Origin of the sequence: Taibaiella helva (assembly GCF_003545695.1) — a bacterium.
Taxonomy (GTDB): Bacteria; Bacteroidota; Bacteroidia; order Chitinophagales; family Chitinophagaceae; genus Taibaiella; species Taibaiella helva.
The window spans coordinates 139,468-156,180 of record NZ_QUZZ01000002.1 but is presented as its reverse complement, the minus strand read 5'-3'; the positions used below and the strand labels follow the sequence as shown (position 1 = coordinate 156,180).

At 53.6% G+C, this 16,713-nt stretch carries 13 protein-coding genes; 9 read left to right on the top strand and 4 right to left on the bottom strand.

Features of this window, described 5'->3' with window-relative positions; all coding sequences use genetic code 11:
* Positions 1 to 10 precede the first annotated feature (10 nt).
* On the bottom strand, positions 11 to 667 hold the full coding sequence (locus tag DZC79_RS03390) for a hypothetical protein (protein ID WP_157976890.1): 657 nt from the start codon (positions 665 to 667) through the stop codon (positions 11 to 13).
* Between the two features lie 54 nt (positions 668 to 721).
* On the opposite strand from DZC79_RS03390, the gene DZC79_RS03385 reads away from it, so the two are divergent.
* A complete protein-coding gene (locus DZC79_RS03385; RefSeq protein ID WP_118950149.1) occupies positions 722 to 1,516 on the top strand; it encodes an ABC transporter permease in 795 nt (264 codons plus the stop codon).
* 23 nt (positions 1,517 to 1,539) lie between these two features.
* Positions 1,540 to 2,367 carry a 5'/3'-nucleotidase SurE gene (gene surE, locus DZC79_RS03380; protein WP_118950148.1) on the top strand — a complete coding sequence of 276 codons (828 nt, stop codon included), beginning with the start codon at positions 1,540 to 1,542 and terminating at the stop codon, positions 2,365 to 2,367.
* An 84-nt stretch (positions 2,368 to 2,451) separates the two neighbouring features.
* Here the strand turns inward: surE and DZC79_RS03375 are convergent, their stop codons facing one another.
* Positions 2,452 to 2,994 (bottom strand): glutathione peroxidase, encoded by a 543-nt coding sequence (locus tag DZC79_RS03375; protein ID WP_118950147.1) that lies wholly within the window; start codon positions 2,992 to 2,994, stop codon positions 2,452 to 2,454.
* A gap of 647 nt (positions 2,995 to 3,641) precedes the next feature.
* On the opposite strand from DZC79_RS03375, the gene gyrA reads away from it, so the two are divergent.
* The 4 genes from gyrA to DZC79_RS03350 all read left to right on the top strand — a co-directional run bounded on the left by gyrA (position 3,642) and on the right by DZC79_RS03350 (position 9,084).
* A complete protein-coding gene (gene gyrA, locus DZC79_RS03365; protein ID WP_118950145.1) occupies positions 3,642 to 6,350 on the top strand; it encodes a DNA gyrase subunit A in 2,709 nt (902 codons plus the stop codon).
* Between the two features lie 206 nt (positions 6,351 to 6,556).
* On the top strand, positions 6,557 to 6,778 hold the full coding sequence (locus tag DZC79_RS03360) for a hypothetical protein (RefSeq protein ID WP_118950144.1): 222 nt from the start codon (positions 6,557 to 6,559) through the stop codon (positions 6,776 to 6,778).
* Between the two features lie 96 nt (positions 6,779 to 6,874).
* Positions 6,875 to 7,066: a cold-shock protein gene (locus DZC79_RS03355; protein WP_118950143.1), complete on the top strand. Its 192-nt coding sequence runs from the start codon at positions 6,875 to 6,877 to the stop codon at positions 7,064 to 7,066.
* Positions 7,067 to 7,299: 233 nt separating this feature from the next.
* A complete protein-coding gene (locus DZC79_RS03350; protein WP_118950142.1) occupies positions 7,300 to 9,084 on the top strand; it encodes an ABC transporter ATP-binding protein in 1,785 nt (594 codons plus the stop codon).
* A gap of 50 nt (positions 9,085 to 9,134) precedes the next feature.
* On the opposite strand, the gene DZC79_RS03345 is transcribed toward DZC79_RS03350, so the two are convergent.
* On the bottom strand, positions 9,135 to 9,566 hold the full coding sequence (locus DZC79_RS03345; RefSeq protein ID WP_118950141.1) for a hypothetical protein: 432 nt from the start codon (positions 9,564 to 9,566) through the stop codon (positions 9,135 to 9,137).
* A gap of 75 nt (positions 9,567 to 9,641) precedes the next feature.
* Between DZC79_RS03345 and wrbA the strand changes: the two genes are divergently transcribed.
* The gene (gene wrbA, locus DZC79_RS03340) at positions 9,642 to 10,253 is read left to right on the top strand and encodes an NAD(P)H:quinone oxidoreductase (protein ID WP_118950140.1); all 612 of its coding nucleotides are present in this window, start codon (positions 9,642 to 9,644) and stop codon (positions 10,251 to 10,253) included.
* Positions 10,254 to 10,263: 10 nt separating this feature from the next.
* Here the strand turns inward: wrbA and DZC79_RS03335 are convergent, their stop codons facing one another.
* Positions 10,264 to 11,850, bottom strand: coding sequence for a Na+/H+ antiporter (locus DZC79_RS03335; RefSeq protein ID WP_118950139.1), 1,587 nt, complete (start codon positions 11,848 to 11,850; stop codon positions 10,264 to 10,266).
* A 114-nt stretch (positions 11,851 to 11,964) separates the two neighbouring features.
* Between DZC79_RS03335 and DZC79_RS03330 the strand changes: the two genes are divergently transcribed.
* Together DZC79_RS03330 and DZC79_RS03325 are read left to right on the top strand one after the other, a co-directional pair.
* The gene (locus tag DZC79_RS03330; RefSeq protein ID WP_118950138.1) at positions 11,965 to 12,294 is read left to right on the top strand and encodes a DUF6660 family protein; all 330 of its coding nucleotides are present in this window, start codon (positions 11,965 to 11,967) and stop codon (positions 12,292 to 12,294) included.
* Between the two features lie 42 nt (positions 12,295 to 12,336).
* Positions 12,337 to 16,701, top strand: a complete 4,365-nt coding sequence (locus DZC79_RS03325) for a CusA/CzcA family heavy metal efflux RND transporter (protein WP_232831747.1) — start codon at positions 12,337 to 12,339, stop codon at positions 16,699 to 16,701.
* The last annotated feature ends 12 nt before the right edge of the window (positions 16,702 to 16,713 follow it).

The following is a 16,713-nucleotide window of genomic DNA, read 5'->3' as shown; positions in this document are numbered from 1 at the left end:
GGAAGACAGCCTACCAGCAGGCCTCTGCCGCCAGCCCCCGGGTTACGCGCTGCGCCCATTGCTCCTGCTGCTCACGCAAAACACCATGGCGGGTTTCGCTGTCGTAAGCCTGCTGCCATTCGCCCAGCTCTTTCGTGTGTTCCTGCTGCAGCGCCCGCAGGCGCTCCTTAACATTGCCCGCGGTATATTGTTCTTTCGCAATAGCCTCCGCAAGCGCACAGGCTTTGATCGCTGTCAGGTCAAAATGCAGCTGCTCATGCGCGAGCACCAGGTCGTTGCGGCCTTCTTTTTTCATCCACGACTTCGTACGGTCGAAATAGATAGCAAGCGTAACGGTGATTTTCAGCACGCCCCGCTCTTCCCTACCCTCCATTGTCATCATGATGCCACTGTATGTAGCGCCTACCCCCGGTGAAGCCTTATCCGGCCGCCCTTTGAAGTCGCCGATCCGCAGCGGTCGGTCGGTATGGTACAGGATCAGGTTGTCCAGGTCTGTTGTTTTTGCTATCCCGACGCTCACCTGTACCGCTGCCGGCTTTTGCGCGACAGCCGGGCAGCAAAGCAGCTGCCCGGCAATACAGCATATCGCGGTCAGATAAGCATACTTACAGTATTTGCCGAAGCGAAGCATGACAATAATTTCCGGTAAAAATAACGATTCCAACATCTTCAAAGCTTATCTTTGAATCCCGGCTTCGTTAAGCAGCCACCAGCCTTACCTATGATACAGCTCCTGAGTATAGAGTGGATGAAGCAGCGGAGATATGCTACCTTCCGCGTATTGGTTTTACTTTTTTCCGTATTGCTTTCACTATTCTATGTTGCTATTGCCTTCGACTGGCTGAAGATTGGCGCCGGTGGCATTACCCTTTTCGGAAAGGCATCCAGCTTCTCCGGCGTATGGAATGATCTCTGCTTTTTTGCCAGCTATTTCGTAATCATCCTTACCATCCTGGTCGTCATTGTCAATACTAACGAGTTTCAGTACCGCACCAACCGTCAGAACATTATCGATGGCTGGACACGGCAACAGTTTTACCATGCCAAATGGCTGCTGATTATTGTCCTCAGCCTGGCAACGACGCTGTTTACCTTCCTGCTCGGCCTGGTTTCGGGCCTTATCGGCGGCCTTTCATTGAGTACGTTGTTCGATGGTGGCGAAAAGCTGGTCTATCTCTTTTTTCTTTGTCTCAACTATTTCGGCTTTGCGCTGACCCTTTCCTTCTTCCTGAAACGCAGCGGCCTCAGCATCGGCATCCTGATGTGCTACAGCCTTATTGTAGAAACGATTCTTAACGCGATCATTCTTTTCGAATATAAATTTCCACCCGGCGATTTCTTCCTCCCGTTACAGTGCAGCGACGAATTGCTTCCGGCCAATCCCTCACGGATGCTGAGGGCTACCCTCCCCGCCGGCTCGGTACCTGACGACTGGGCTTATCTCTGTGTAACGATGGGCTGGATCGTCCTTTACTACTTGTTGGGGCGCAGGAAGATGGCAAAAACGGACTGGTAACGTATTTATCTGAACAAACAACTATGGACCTACATACACGACCGGTAATCCTCATTACCAATGATGACGGCATTACTGCTCCGGGCATCCGCAGCCTTATCGAAGCCGTGCACGACCTGGGCGAGGTGATCGTAGTTGCCCCCGACAGCCCGCAATCCGGCATGGGGCATGCGATCACGATAGGAAAGCCCCTGCGGCTGGATGAAGTCAATGTATTCCAGGACCTGGGCATTAAAGCCTATCAAAGCAGCGGCACGCCCGTGGATTGCGTCAAGCTGGCTCACGATGTGATCCTCCATCACCGCCCCGACATTTGCCTCAGCGGTATCAACCACGGCTCCAACGCCTCGATCAACGTGATCTACTCCGGCACCATGAGCGCCGCCATGGAAGCGGCTGTGGAAGGTATCCCTTCAGCAGGCTTCTCCCTGCTGGACTTCAACTTCGACGCCGATTTCAGCATTGCCAAAATGGTGGCGCGCGAGGTAGCACAGCGGATGCTGGCCGAACCGATGCCCGAACATTTCCTGCTGAATGTGAACATACCCAAGGTAAAGCAAACCGGGTTCAAAGGTATCCGCGTATGCCGCCAGGCCGACGCCAAATGGGCCGAAAACTTCGATAAGCGGAAAGACCCGCGCGGCCGCGACTACTACTGGATGACCGGTAAGTTCATCAACCGCGACCGCGGCGCCGATACCGATATCGAGGCGCTCAACAATGGCTACGCTTCCATTGTCCCGGTGCGGATCGATTTTACTGACAACAGGATCAAGCAATGGATGGAAACAAAATACCCTGACTTCGCACAATTCCAAAGCTCCGGTATGCCGGAGACAGGAGAAGAATAGACCTGTCCCGCGCAATAGACATAGACAAAGGGCTGTACGAAAGATCTTCGTACAGCCCTTTGTCTTCCGTCCCGGAGCATTCCTTTATTTTTTGATCGCGTTCACGATCTCATCGCTCAGCGGCTTTACTTTGGGAGGGAACATGGCAACAAGATTACCTTGCTCATCGATCAGGTATTTCTGGAAGTTCCAGCCCACCGAAGTATTGTCGTAATGATTGTAATCCTTATTGGTGAGCCATTGATAAATGGGCGCCATGTCCTTGCCTTTTACGGAAATCTTGGCAGCCATGGGAAAAGAAACGCCGTAATTTTTCTGGCAGAATTCGGCAATCTCTTTATTGCCTTTGGGTTCCTGGAACAGGAAGTTGTTGGCCGGGAAACCCACGATCACCAGCTTGTCCTTATACTGCTCATACAGCTTTTCCAGCTCGGCATATTGCGGTGTGAAACCACACTTGGAAGCGGTATTGACAATCAGGATCTTCTTCCCTTTAAACTGGGCAAAATCAATGGTACCGCCTTCAAGGCCCTTCACCTTAAAATCATAAATGGATTGGGGCACATCACCCGCCTGGGTTTTAGGACTGAGGAAAAAAAGGGAGACCAACAGGGAAAGCAGTCGCATAGGTTTCTGAATTTTAATGCAAGGTACGACAATAAAAACGAGGGAACGTTTAGCAATGGTTAAGTCGCAGTCACGGACTTCTTTTTTAACTTTATTCAATCAACCAGTCTTCCCTGATAATCAAAACCCACGTTGGCTTGTTGCCACATTGCTGCTCTTCTGTAGTTTCAGGAAAGACAGGCGACGTTACCGTGCAGCAGTCACTGACAGCTAACAGGAATACTTTCGACATTTTAATGTATTCTATCCGGAACTATATAGTGACATGCTGACACAGGAGATCCGGGATACGGGCAACCGGCCGTTCAGGACATCGCCCCCACACCCACCAATCGATGAAGCTATGGGCTACAAAAGACCTTGCGCCGGGCAAAAGCATTCATGCGGGCAATGGTACCCCTTTTCCTTACCATTGTACCAGGGCTATGAGGTCCAGGCATTCTTCCGGGTGAAAACCCCACCGGGGACACTCATTTCGGAAAGTAATATTTATATCTTCAGTGAATTGAAAATCAAAAATTTAAAAAGCCATAAATCCAACCTGAAAAGTTATCCACATTTTCCTTTTTCCTTAGGGGACACAGGCTTTACAGCCGGTTTTTAGGCTTATATTTCGTACATTTGCGTTCCCTTTCTAAACAGTCAAAATGGACGAAAACACAAACAATATCCCACCTCAGGAAGGTGGAGAAAACAATAGCCCGAGCAGGCTGGTTTCCGTTAATATTGAAGAACAGATGAAGACTGCCTACATAGATTATTCTATGTCGGTGATCGTAGGCCGTGCCCTCCCCGATGTGCGCGACGGCCTTAAGCCCGTGCACCGCCGTGTGCTTTTTGCCATGAACGAGCTGGGTATGCAATTCAACAAACCCTACAAGAAATCCGCGCGTGTGGTGGGTGAGGTGTTGGGTAAGTATCACCCGCATGGAGATGCTTCGGTGTACGATGCCATGGTACGTATGGCCCAGCCCTGGAGCATGCGCTATATGATGGTCGACGGACAGGGAAACTTCGGCTCACAGGACGGCGACGGGCCGGCAGCCATGCGTTATACCGAGGCCCGTCTGCAGCGTTATGCCGAGAGCATGCTGGACGATATCGACAAGGAAACGGTAGATTTCCAGCTCAACTTCGACGATTCCCTGCAGGAACCGACGGTGCTGCCTACCCGCATACCGCAGCTGCTGGTGAACGGCTCCAGCGGTATCGCTGTGGGTATGGCTACCAATATGTTGCCGCACAACCTGTCTGAGGTGATCGATGGCTGCATTGCCTATATCGACAATAATGAAATTACCGTAGACGAGCTGATGAAGCATGTCAAAGCCCCCGACTTCCCCACTGGCGGTACCATATATGGCATCGACGGTGTAAAAGCCGGTATGCAGACCGGCCGCGGCCGCGTCGTGCTGAGGGGTAAAGTGAACGTTGAGACACAGAAGAGCGGCAAAGAGCAGATCGTGATCACGGAAGTGCCTTACCAGGTAAGCCGCGATGCGCTGACGGAGAAGATCGGCGCATTAGTGAACAACAAAGTGATCGACGGCATTACCAATGTCGCCAACGAATCCAACAAAGACGGTACCCGCATTGTAGTAGAGCTGCGCCGCGACGCCGTGGCCCAGGTTATCATCAACCAGCTGTACAAATACAGCGAGCTGCAGACCTCCTACGGCATCAACAATGTAGCCCTGGTGAAGGGACGGCCGCGTACGCTAAACCTGAAAGATCTGATCTCCGAGTTTGTCAGCTTCCGCCATGAAGTGGTGGTACGCCGTACACAGTACGAGCTGAGGGAAGCAGAAAAACGGGCGCATATTCTGGAAGGCTATATGAAGGTGATCGGTACCCAGGACGACCTGGACCGCGCCATCAGGATTATCCGCGAAAGCAAGACACCCGACGATGCCCGCGAAGAGCTGATCGCCGCCTTCGACCTGAGCGATATACAAGCCAAGGCCATCCTGGAGCTGCGTCTGCGCACACTTACCGGCCTGGAGATCGATAAGATCCGCTCGGAATATGAAGAATTGCTGAAAACCATCAATCACCTGAAAGCCATCCTCGCCAGCGAAGAAATGCGCATGGACATCATCAAAGGGGAGCTGGAGGAAGTGAAGAAAAAATTCGGTGATGCGCGCAAATCCGATATCCAGTACCTGGCTAATGAAATGCGCATCGAAGACCTGATCGAAGAAGAAGATGTGGTGATCACGGTATCGCACCTGGGTTATATCAAACGTACTTCGGCGGCCGATTACCGCTCACAGAAGCGTGGCGGACGCGGCGCCATGGGTGGCCGTACGCGTGAGGAGGACTATATCGAACACCTGTTCGTCGCTTCCACACACCATACCCTGCTGTTCTTTACAGAGAAAGGACGCTGCTTCTGGCTTAAGGTATACGAGATACCCGAAACCGACAAGAACGCCAAGGGACGTGCCATACAGAACCTGATCCAGATACCTGCCGACGATAAGATCCGCACGGTGATCGACGTGCCTCGCCTGGACGATGACGACTTCGTCGATGGCCACTCCATTGTACTCTGTACCAAGCAGGGTATTATTAAAAAGACCAGGCTGCGTGACTTCAGCCGTCCCCGCCAGAGCGGCGTGAACGCCATAACCATCCAGGAAGGCGACCAGCTGCTGGATGTATCGCTTACCGATGGCAAGAGCTATATCATGATGGCCGTAAAATCGGGCCGCGCGATCAGCTTCCCCGAAGAGAAAGTAAGGGAAACAGGCCGTGGCGCTATAGGTGTGTATGGTATCGAGCTCGACAATGAACAGGATGAAGTGATCGGCATGATCTGCCTGCCCAAGGACGGTATACAGAAACAGATCCTCGTGGTATCCCAGAATGGCCTGGGCAAGCGTACGCCTTTCCTGGAGCGGCTCGAAGCCAATGCGCCGGAAGAGGAACTGTCCAAAGCTATTATGATCCGTGACGAAGCCGGCAACGAAATCCCTTATACCCTCTCCTACCGCATCACCAACCGTGGCGGTAAGGGTGTGAAGACCATTAATGTTACCGAGAAGACCGGTAGCCTGGTGGGCCTGCTCGCCGTTGAGGAGAAAGACGACCTGATGATCACCTGCAAATCGGGTATTACCATCCGTATGAAGGTGGAGCATATACGTGAAGCCGGAAGGGCCACACAAGGGGTAAAATTGATCAACCTGGAGCAGGGTGATGAGATTGCCGCTATCGCCCGCATACAGGAGCAGGAAGGAGATGAGCTGTTGCAGGAAGAGCAGGGAAATCTGCCTGCCGGAGGCGACGATGCCGGCAACCCGGCTGCCAGGCCCGACGCCGCAGCTGAACACAGCGACGAAGTGCCTGAATAAGCTATACGCAAAGATAATAACGACACAGGAAGAGCCGGCTATTGTCCGGCTCTTCCTGTATTTTGGTGTGGTTATTTTTCCCACCCCTTTATTGTACACTCCACATGTTAAAATCTCCGCAACGCAAAACTGTGTATTGAAATTTTGTGTTACTTGCCATACCGGTAACCAAAAATTAATTTACCCGCTAAACACCCCGTAAGCGTATGAAATCACTCGAACAAATCAAACATGAGTATGCCGTAAGCAAGCGATTCAAGAACTGGGAAAGCTTTTGCTTCGTTGCCAATGATAATATGTTTGTCCGGGCGGTTGATGAGATCGCGACGCTATATGCCGAATACCGTACCCGTTTTCTGCTCAGCTCCCGGTCGTTTACGGCGGCTCTGGTGCCTGCCGGCATTGCGCTGCAGGAGCATTTCGGATAGGTCGCCTGCCCGCCTGATGTTTTTCTCGTGATAAAAATCAGTAATCCCGGCTTTTTATATTAACTTCGCACTTTATTCATTTTTATTGATTACACAATGCAAGAAGGAAAAGTAAAATTCTTCAATGAAACTAAAGGATTTGGTTTCATCACCCCCACAGACGGCAGCGCCGATGTATTTGTTCACGTTACCGGACTTATTGACGAAATCCGTGAAGGCGATTCTGTTTCCTTTACCATCAAGCAAGGTCCCAAAGGACTGAACGCTATCGAAGTGAAAGTTATCTGATTCCCTGGATAAACGCCCTGAAAGCACGCTACAGCGTGCTTTTTTTTATGCCCCTGCTTTTTGTTCTGCTTTTATAACAATTATAAGGATATAGGTAAAAAGAATGCAGCAAAGGATCGCCGGAATATGGCTCCGGAGCTGCTTTTTATCCTGAAGTGCAGGAGCCCGCCCTGACACTGCCATGACAAATGGCAAGAGATTCGCTTACCTTTGCTCCCGTTGCCAATATATCTATGAAACTACTCTTACAATACCTCAGCCGGTACAAGTGGCTTATCTTCCTGGCCCTGATACTGGCAGCCATCAACCAGATCTTTTCCCTGCTCAATCCCTATATCCTGGGTAATGTGCTCATCGACCCTTACGCCAACAAAGCGGGCGACTTCAGGGCCAGGGGAGCCGGAGGCGATTACTTTCGCGGCATTACCATAGGCTTGCTGATGATTATCGGCGCCGCTATGGTATCGCGTATCGCCAAAGCTTTCCAGGACTATGTGGTGAACGTGGTGATCCAGAAATTCGGCGCCCGCCTGTACACCGACGGTCTGCGCCATGCCCTTCGCCTACCTTACCAGGATTTTGAAGACCAGCGGAGCGGCGAAACCTTGTCGGTGCTGCAAAAAGTACGCGCCGACTGTGAAAAGTTCATCACCAATTTCGTGAACGTTCTTTTCGCTACCCTGGTCGGTATCGTTTTCGTGGTGATCGTGGCTTTCCGGCTCAGCCCCATGCTCCCCGTGATTTACCTGGTGGGCGCCGTGGTGCTGGCCATCCTTACCAGCGTGCTGAGCCGCCGCATTAAGTTCATCCAGCGTAGTATCCTTAAAGACACCAATGCCCTGGCCGGATCGACCACCGAGTCGCTGCGCAATATCGAGCTGGTCAAAAGCCTCGGTCTTACCCAGCAGGAGATCCGCCGCCTCAATACTTCCACAATGAAAATATTGAAGCTGGAGCTGAAGAAAGTAAAGAGCATCCGTTCGGTAAGCTTTGTACAAGGCACCTTCGTGAACTTCCTGCAGCAGTGTATTATGTTTTCGCTGCTCTTTTTCGTGTTCCGCGATAAGATCACCGTGGGTCAGATGATGATGATGCAGTTCTATTCCTTCTTCATTTTCGGGCCGCTGCAGGAGCTGGGTAACATTATTTTGTCTTACCGCGAAGCGGAGGCATCCCTCAACAACCTGCAGGACCTGATGAGCCGTCCTGTGGAATACCAGCCAGCCAACCCTGAAGCACTGCACGCCATTAACCGTCTCCGTTTTGATAAAGTGAAATTCCAGCACCAGTCGGCCACCAAACCTGCGCTGGAAGAGATATCCTTCGAAGTGCAGCAGGGTGAGACCATTGCTTTTGTTGGTCCTTCCGGCTCGGGTAAGACAACCCTGGTCAAATTACTGGTGGGCTTGTACCATCCCAGCTCAGGACATGTATATTATAATGACCTGGCCGGCGATGCCATCGACTTCGACGAGCTGCGGCACCAGATCGGCTTCGTTACCCAGGATACCCAATTGTTCTCCGGTACCATAAGGGAAAACCTGTTGTTTGTAAACCCCGGCGCTACCGATGAAATGATTGCCGATGTGCTGCAGAAAGCGGCCGGGCAAAGCATCCTGGCCCGTGCTGACAAAGGGCTGGATACCGTTATCGGCGAAGGCGGATTGAAGCTTTCAGGTGGCGAGCGGCAACGCTTGTCCATTGCCCGTTCCCTGCTGCGCCAACCGCGGTTGATGATCTTCGACGAAGCCACCTCGGCGCTCGACTCCATTACCGAAGAAGAGATATCCAATACCATCCGGCACATCACTGCGCAGCGCCAGCACATTACCGTGATGATCGCGCACCGTCTGTCGACCATTATGTATGCCGACCGCATCTTTGTGCTGGAAAAAGGAAGGATCGTAGAAACCGGCAGCCATCATGCGCTGCTTGATCTTAAAGGACTGTACTATGCCATGTGGCGCCAGCAGATCGGCGAGCGGAAAGATGAGCCGGCAGAAATGGCGTTGAAATAAAAATACTTACCTGACGAGAGAAGTCAAGTTTTGAAACTTGACTTCTCTCGTCAGGTCGTCCCGTTCAGGTCGTCCGGCAGCCAGTGCACGATCTTAGCGGCAAAAGGCGCCAGCATATTCCAGAAGAAACGGTTATGATCATGACCAGACTCTCCGCAATCGATCATGGCACAATAGCCGATTACCTTGTCCGTCAGGGTTGTGATCAGCTGCAGACGGACAAGATTGTCGAGCGCGGTAGCCAGGTAGCCGAAATAAACATGTCCCCATATTTCGACTGCCAGCGAAGCATCGCTGATATCGAGCTCCCGGTCAAACAGCTGCAGGAAGTGTTGCTTCAGCTGGCATACCAATTCATCCAGCGCCCCCGCTTTACCCGCTTCCAGGAGGCATTTCAGCGCCTCGTCATTGGCGATATGAACAGCATGTTCATCGAACACCACTGATATTTCTTCTTCCCTGATGTTGATACGCTGCTCCATAGCCCAACAAAGAACGGGTTTGTCTGTTGTATAGACAAGCAATTCCGCTTAATCTTAACAGAACCAACAACAGCTATGGATACCGTAAAGATCGCCGTTCTCTTTTACAGCGCTACCGGCGCCAATTACCAGATGGCGCAATGGGCCGCCGACAGTGCCCGCGCCGCCGGCGCAGAGGTCAGGCTAAAAAAAATAAAGGAAAGTGCCCCGCAGGAAGCGATAGCGCAAAATGCGGCCTGGAAAAAGAACTTGGAAGCTATGAAAGACATACCGGAAGCTTCGCTGGATGACCTGGAATGGGCCGACGGCCTGCTTTTCAGCTGTCCCACCCGCTACGGCGTGATCGCAGCGCAGCTGAAAGCCTTCCTGGATACCACGGGCGGTTTATGGTCGCAGGGCAAGCTCGCCAACAAAACGGTAAGCGCCATGAGTTCTGCTGCTAACCCGCATGGCGGGCAGGAAGCGACACTGCTTTCTCTGTACACGCAAATGATGCACTGGGGCTGCATTATTGTTGCCCCCGGCTATACCGACAAGGTGACCTTCGCCTCTGGCGGCAATCCTTATGGCACCAGCGCTACAGTAGATATGGAAGGCGGGATCAAAGATGATATAAAGGACGGTGTTAGCTACCAGGCCAGAAGGCTGGTACAGGTAACCCAATGGCTGCACAAAGGGCAACAGTAATACGGGAAAATTATTCGTGCTCGTAGCGGACACGGTGCTTCTCTTCTTCCAGGTCGACAAGCCACAGGTATTTCCGGATCACCTCATCATCCATGTCCTCGTGATGGTTCAGCTCCATCAGCCAGCTCCGTTGCCGGTTCAACAGCTCGAGATAGGCATCCCTGAAGGCGATATGTGCCATCGGATCTTCTTCGTCGGGAAGATGCTGCTCGCTCTCGTATTTGGCCATCATGTACCGGAGTGCTTCATGCTCCTTGAATATAGGACTCCCGTATTCTTTCATAAAAGCGATACTCTTTTCCGCCAGCAGACGCTTGACCTGCACCTCCTGCAGTTCGGGCGACAAATGTTTATCGGGATCTTCCATATTGACTTTCCGGATCACCAGCGGAAGTGTAAGGCCCTGCACCACTAAGGTAAGCAGGATCACCATGAACGTAATAAAGAGAATAAGATTGCGCTGCGGGAACGCCGAACCATTAGCCAGGTAAAAAGGTACGGAAAGCGCCGCCGCCAGCGATACCACGCCGCGCATGCCGGCCCAGCCGATGATGATGGGACCGCGCCAGCCGGGCCGGTTATCGGCCGTCGTAATGTAGCGGCTGATGAATACCGTGAAGACCGAAGCGCCAAGCGTGCACAGGATACGCGATATAACAAGCGCAACCGTGATCAGCACGCCATAGCCGATAGCCGCGCCCAGGCTTACATTGCCGAGGCCAGCCACGATAACCGGCAGCTCCAGCCCGATCAGTATAAACACCAGGCCGTTGAGCACAAAGCTGAGCGCCGACCATACGGTGGCCCCCCTGAGGCGGCTCCTGTGGCTGAGGATCTGGTGGCTGCGTGCCGAAAGGAACAAGCCCCCGGTAACTACAGCCAGCACGCCCGAGAAATGGAACTGCTCAGCCACGATATACATCACATAAGGCGCCGTAAGCGTAAGCACAATATCGATATTGGCATCGGTAGGCAGCCAGCGGTGCAGCGCGTAATAGATCAAACCAACCACCAGGCCGGTAGCAATACCCATCACGATCACCACCACGAAGCTCGTTGCCGCCTCGTGAAAGACAAAGCTGCCGGTGCTCACCGCGATCAATGCAAAGCGGAACACGACGAGGCTCGAAGCATCGTTCAGCAGGCTCTCCCCTTCCAGGATAGAAGTAACCCGCTTCGGCACCTTAACCTGCTTCAGTATGGAGGTGGCCGATACCGCATCGGGCGGCGAAACAATGCCGCCCAGGAGGAAACCCAGGGCCAGCGTAAAGCCGGGAATGCAGGAGTGTGCCACCAGCGCAACGACCAGGGAGGTAATGAGGACAATGATAAAGGCAAAGCTGCTGATCACCCTCCGCCATTTCCACAGCTCCTTCCAGGAGGTATACCAGGCTGCCTCGTAAAGCAAAGGAGGAAGAAAGATGATAAAGATAAGTTCAGGATCGATCTGTATAAGCGGCAGGCCCGGGATAAAGCTGATCGCCAGACCACCCAGCACCAGCACGACGGGATAAGCCACTTTTAATTTTTGCGACAGCATGACCAGCAGCAGGATCACGATGACGATAATGACATAAGGAATAAATTTTTCGACCATAAGTAGCCATTTGAGTCAAATGATGAAAAGCAAATATAAAATCCTGCGCTTAAAGAAGGTGTTATTCGTAACTGCAAGTATTTTATTTAATTATTTATTTTCTACATTTGCTCCATGAAGTTCTGGTCTTTCCTCATAGCGATCACGATCCTGGTGCTGAGCTGCATGCCCTGCAGCGATGCCGGAGCGTCTGTATCTGCCCTGAGCCGGACTTCTGCCCCGGCCAATGCGCAACCCACCGGAGGCCACCAGGACGAGCACCGGGATCTCTGCTCCCCGTTTTGCCAGTGCTCCTGCTGCTCGGTCGCCTATGCGCTGCCTTTATTCCCGGCACCCCAACCGGCTGCAGTATCCCTGTTCCGCGACAAGACCTTCTCCCTGCTGATACAGCCATGCCCCGCCGGCATTGCGCTTCCTGTGTGGCAGCCTCCTCAATTAGGCTGATCATTTTCCTGAAGCAATCATCCCGCGCCGCAGCACTGCTGTGTGCGACGGGCCGTATTCACGCCTTCAAGCTATGATTCAACCATGCTGGACAGCATTATCCGTTTCTCTATACGGAACAAACTGGTCATCGGCATCTTTACGCTGCTGCTGATCCTCTGGGGCGTCTATGCCCTGCGGCAATTACCTGTTGACGCCGTTCCCGACATTACCAACAACCAGGTACAGATCATTACCAATGCCCCTACCCTGGCCAGCCAGGAGGTAGAGCAATTTGTGACCTATCCCATCGAGCAAAGCATCGCCAACCTGCCCGACCTCGAGGAGATCCGTTCTATTTCCCGCTTCGGCCTTTCGGTCGTTACCGTAGTATTCGACGATAAGGTCGATATCTATTTTGCCCGACAGCTCATTAATGAGCGGCTGAAAGAGGCCGTGGACCGCATACCCCAAGGCATCGGCGTTCCCGAGCTGGCACCGGTAAGCACCGGCCTCGGCGAGATATATCAGTATGTGCTGCACCCCCAAAAAGGCAGCGAGCAAAAATATACCGCTATGGACCTGCGTACTATGCAGGACTGGATCGTAGCCCGCCAGCTCTATGGCACACCTGGTGTAGCCGAGGTGAACAGCTTTGGCGGGCAGCTCAAGCAGTACGAGGTAGCGGTCGATCCCACCCGCCTTAAGGCCATGAATGTGACCATAGCCGAGATCATGACCGCGCTCGAAAAGAACAACCAGAATACCGGCGGCGCTTATATCGACAAAAAGCCCAATGCCTATTTTATCCGTGGCATCGGCCTCATCAGCAACCTGGAAGATGTAGGCAATATCGTGGTCAAGAAAAGCGGCGGCATCCCCTTGCTGATCAAAGATGTAGCCCATCCCCGGCTGGGCGCCGCTGTACGCTATGGCGCCGTGACCCGCGATGGCAACAGGGAGGTGGTCAGCGGTATCGTTATGATGCTGAAGGGCAGCAACAGCGCCGAAGTGGTGGAACGTGTCAAAAAGAAGATGACAACCATCCAGCAATCACTGCCGCCCGATGTGGTGATCGAGCCTTACCTCGACCGGACCAACCTGGTAGAACGTGCCATCTCCACCGTAAAGAAGAACCTGGTAGAAGGCGCGCTCATCGTGATCTTCGTGCTCGTGCTCTTCCTGGGCAATTTCCGCGCCGGCCTTATCGTAGCCTCGGCAATTCCCTTATCCCTGCTGTTTGCACTGGGTATGATGCATGTCTTCGGCGTATCGGCCAACCTGATGAGCCTGGGTGCAATCGATTTCGGGCTCATCGTGGATGGCGCCGTGATCATTGTCGAAGCAACCATGCATCACCTGGCCCTGCGCAGGGGCGTGGCACGGCTCACACAGCAGGAAATGGATGAAGAGGTATTCCTTTCTGCTTCACGCATCCGCAGCAGCGCCGCCTTTGGCGAGATCATTATTCTTATCGTTTACATCCCTATCCTTACGCTCGTAGGCATCGAAGGGAAAATGTTCCGGCCGATGGCGCAGACCGTTGGCTTCGCGATCCTCGGCGCGCTGATCCTTTCCCTTACTTATATCCCGATGATGTGCGCGCTGGTGCTGCCCAAAAAGACCGGCCACAAACGCAGCCTTTCCGACCGCATGATGGATTGGCTGCAAAGAAAATATACGCCCCTGCTGCAGGCCGCCATCAAAGCAAAAAGCATCGTGATCGCCAGCGCCCTGGTATTGATGGGCCTAAGCATCTTCCTGTTTACACGCATGGGTGGCGAATTCATTCCCCAGCTGCAGGAAGGCGACTATGCGTTCCATTGCATCCTACCGCAGGGTTCCTCGCTGTCGCAAAGCATCGAGACCTCCATGCAGGCTTCCCGTATCCTGAAAAATTTCCCGGAAGTGAAGGAGGTGATCGGGAAGACCGGCAGCGCAGAAGTGCCGACCGATCCCATGCCGCCGGAAGCTACCGACCTTATCGTGGTGCTGAAGGATAAAAAGGAATGGACAACTACCAAAGACTACAGCAAGCTGGCCGGCCTTATGGAAGAAAAGCTGGAAACCATACCCGGTGTCTTCTTTGAAGCCAACCAACCGATACAGATGCGCTTCAATGAGCTGATGACCGGTGTAAGGCAGGACGTGGCGGTAAAGATCTTCGGCGAGAATATCGACACCCTGGCGGCGCTGGCCCCGAGAGTAGCCGCACTGATACAACAGGTAAAAGGAGTTACCGCTCCGCAGATCGAACGGACGGCGGGCCTTCCCCAGATCACCATTACCTACGACCGCGCCCGTATTGCGGCGTATGGCCTCAATATTGAAGACATCAACCAGGTGGTGAGCACCGCCTTCGCCGGGCAGCCGGCCGGGGTCGTATTTGAAAATGAGCGCCGCTTCGACCTGGTGGTCCGGCTGGACTCGGCCTACCGTACTTCGATCGAGGATGTAGCCAACCTGTATGTACCTGCAGCAGACGGCACACAGATACCTCTGAACCAGCTGGCCGATGTATCCCTGAAGGAAGGCCCGGCGCAGATCAGCCGCGAAGGCGCCCGCCGCCGTATCGTGATTGGCTTCAATGTGCGCGGCCGGGATGTGCAAAGTGTGGTGGAAGAGCTCAAACAGCGGCTTACCGGCAGCTTTACCATGCCATCGGGCTACTTTATCACCTATGGCGGTACTTTCGAGAACCTGGAGAAAGCCTCCGCCCGCCTGCAGATCGCCGTCCCTGTGGCCTTGCTGCTCATCTTTGCTTTGTTGTATTTCACCTTCCATTCCCTGCGGCAGGCGGCCCTTATCTTCACTGCTATTCCGATGTCGGCGATAGGCGGTGTGCTGGCTCTACTGCTGCGGGGCATGCCCTTCAGCATTTCGGCAGGTGTGGGCTTTATTGCTTTGTTCGGTGTAGCGGTGCTGAACGGCATCGTATTGATCGGCACCTTCAACCAATTGGCGAAAGATGGCATAACGGACATCAGGGCAAGGGTTATCGAAGGCACGCAAACGCGGCTGCGTCCGGTGCTGATGACAGCCACAGTAGCATCGCTCGGCTTCCTGCCCATGGCGATCTCCACAGGCGCCGGCGCCGAGGTGCAGAAGCCACTGGCCACCGTTGTGATTGGCGGATTGCTGAGCGCCACGCTGCTGACTTTGTTCGTACTACCGCTGCTGTATCTCCTCTTCGACAAAAAAAAGAAGCCCGGCGCCGGTAGCGCTAAAGCGGTCGTGACCGCAATCGCATTGCTGTTGCTGCCTACCCTGGCGCAGGCACAACCCACAGCGGAACGGCGCATCAGCTTTGAAGAAGCCTATAGCCTGGCTCTGCGTCAGAACCTTCAGCTGCAGAGCAGCGACATCGCCGTACGCCGGGCAAGGGCCCTTAGCAGCAGTGCGTTTGCCCCGCCCAGGACCGGCCTCTTCTTCGAGAATGAAGATCTGCGCCCTTCCGACAGCAAAGGCATTCTTAAGGTCGGGCTTTCACAAAGTATGGAATGGCCGGGGTTATACAGCGCCCGCAAAGAGGTGCTGCGGCAGCAGGAACGTTCGGCCGGCTATGCGCGGCAGCTTAAAGCGCTTGAGCTGAAAAAAGAGCTGCAGACTGCCTACTATACCTTATGGTATTACCAAAGCAAGCAGCAGCTGTGGCAACAGCTGGACAGCCTCTACCGGGAGCTGGCCCGAACGGCTGTGCTTCGGGTGCAGAAAGGCGAATCGGCCGGCCTGGACAGCATTGCCGCAGGAGCCAAAAGCAGTGAGATCGCGGTGCAGCTCAATATGCTGGCACAGGATATGCTGACCCAGCAAGGTTTGATCAAGGCATTGCTCAATACCGACAGCGCCTTCCTGCCCGAAGCAGGGCCGCTACGGCAGGTACCGGTAGCGGCCTCCGGCAGCCCCGACGCTCATCCCCTGCTCCAGGTGCAGCAACAGAACATCGCGATCAGCGAGGCAGAGCTGAAGGTTGCACGGCGCGATCTGCTACCCGATTTTTCCGGCCGCTTCTTTTCCCAGAGACTCTACGGTCTCCATGATCCTTATTCAGGCTTTTCCGTTTCCGTAGGTATCCCCTTGCTGGGCATGGGCAGCTATAAGGCCAGGATCAAGGCAGCCAACCTCGAACGCGACTACCGGCAAACACTGTTCCGGTCGGAGCAGCAGGTACTGGATGCCGCGGCCGGGCAAAGCCGGCGCAATGTAGCGAAGGAAAAGCAATTGCTGGCCTTCTACGAAAGCCGGGGCCTGGTCCAGGCCGAAGCGATACTTAAGGCTGCGGAACTTTCCTACAAAGCCGGCGAGATCAGCTTTGCAGAGCTCTCCCAGTTCCTGACGCAAGCCATCGATATCCGGAAGAATTACCTGGATGTGCTGCACCAATACAACCAATCGGCCATCAACATGGCTTATTACTCCATGCCTTAAACCGTGTATCAA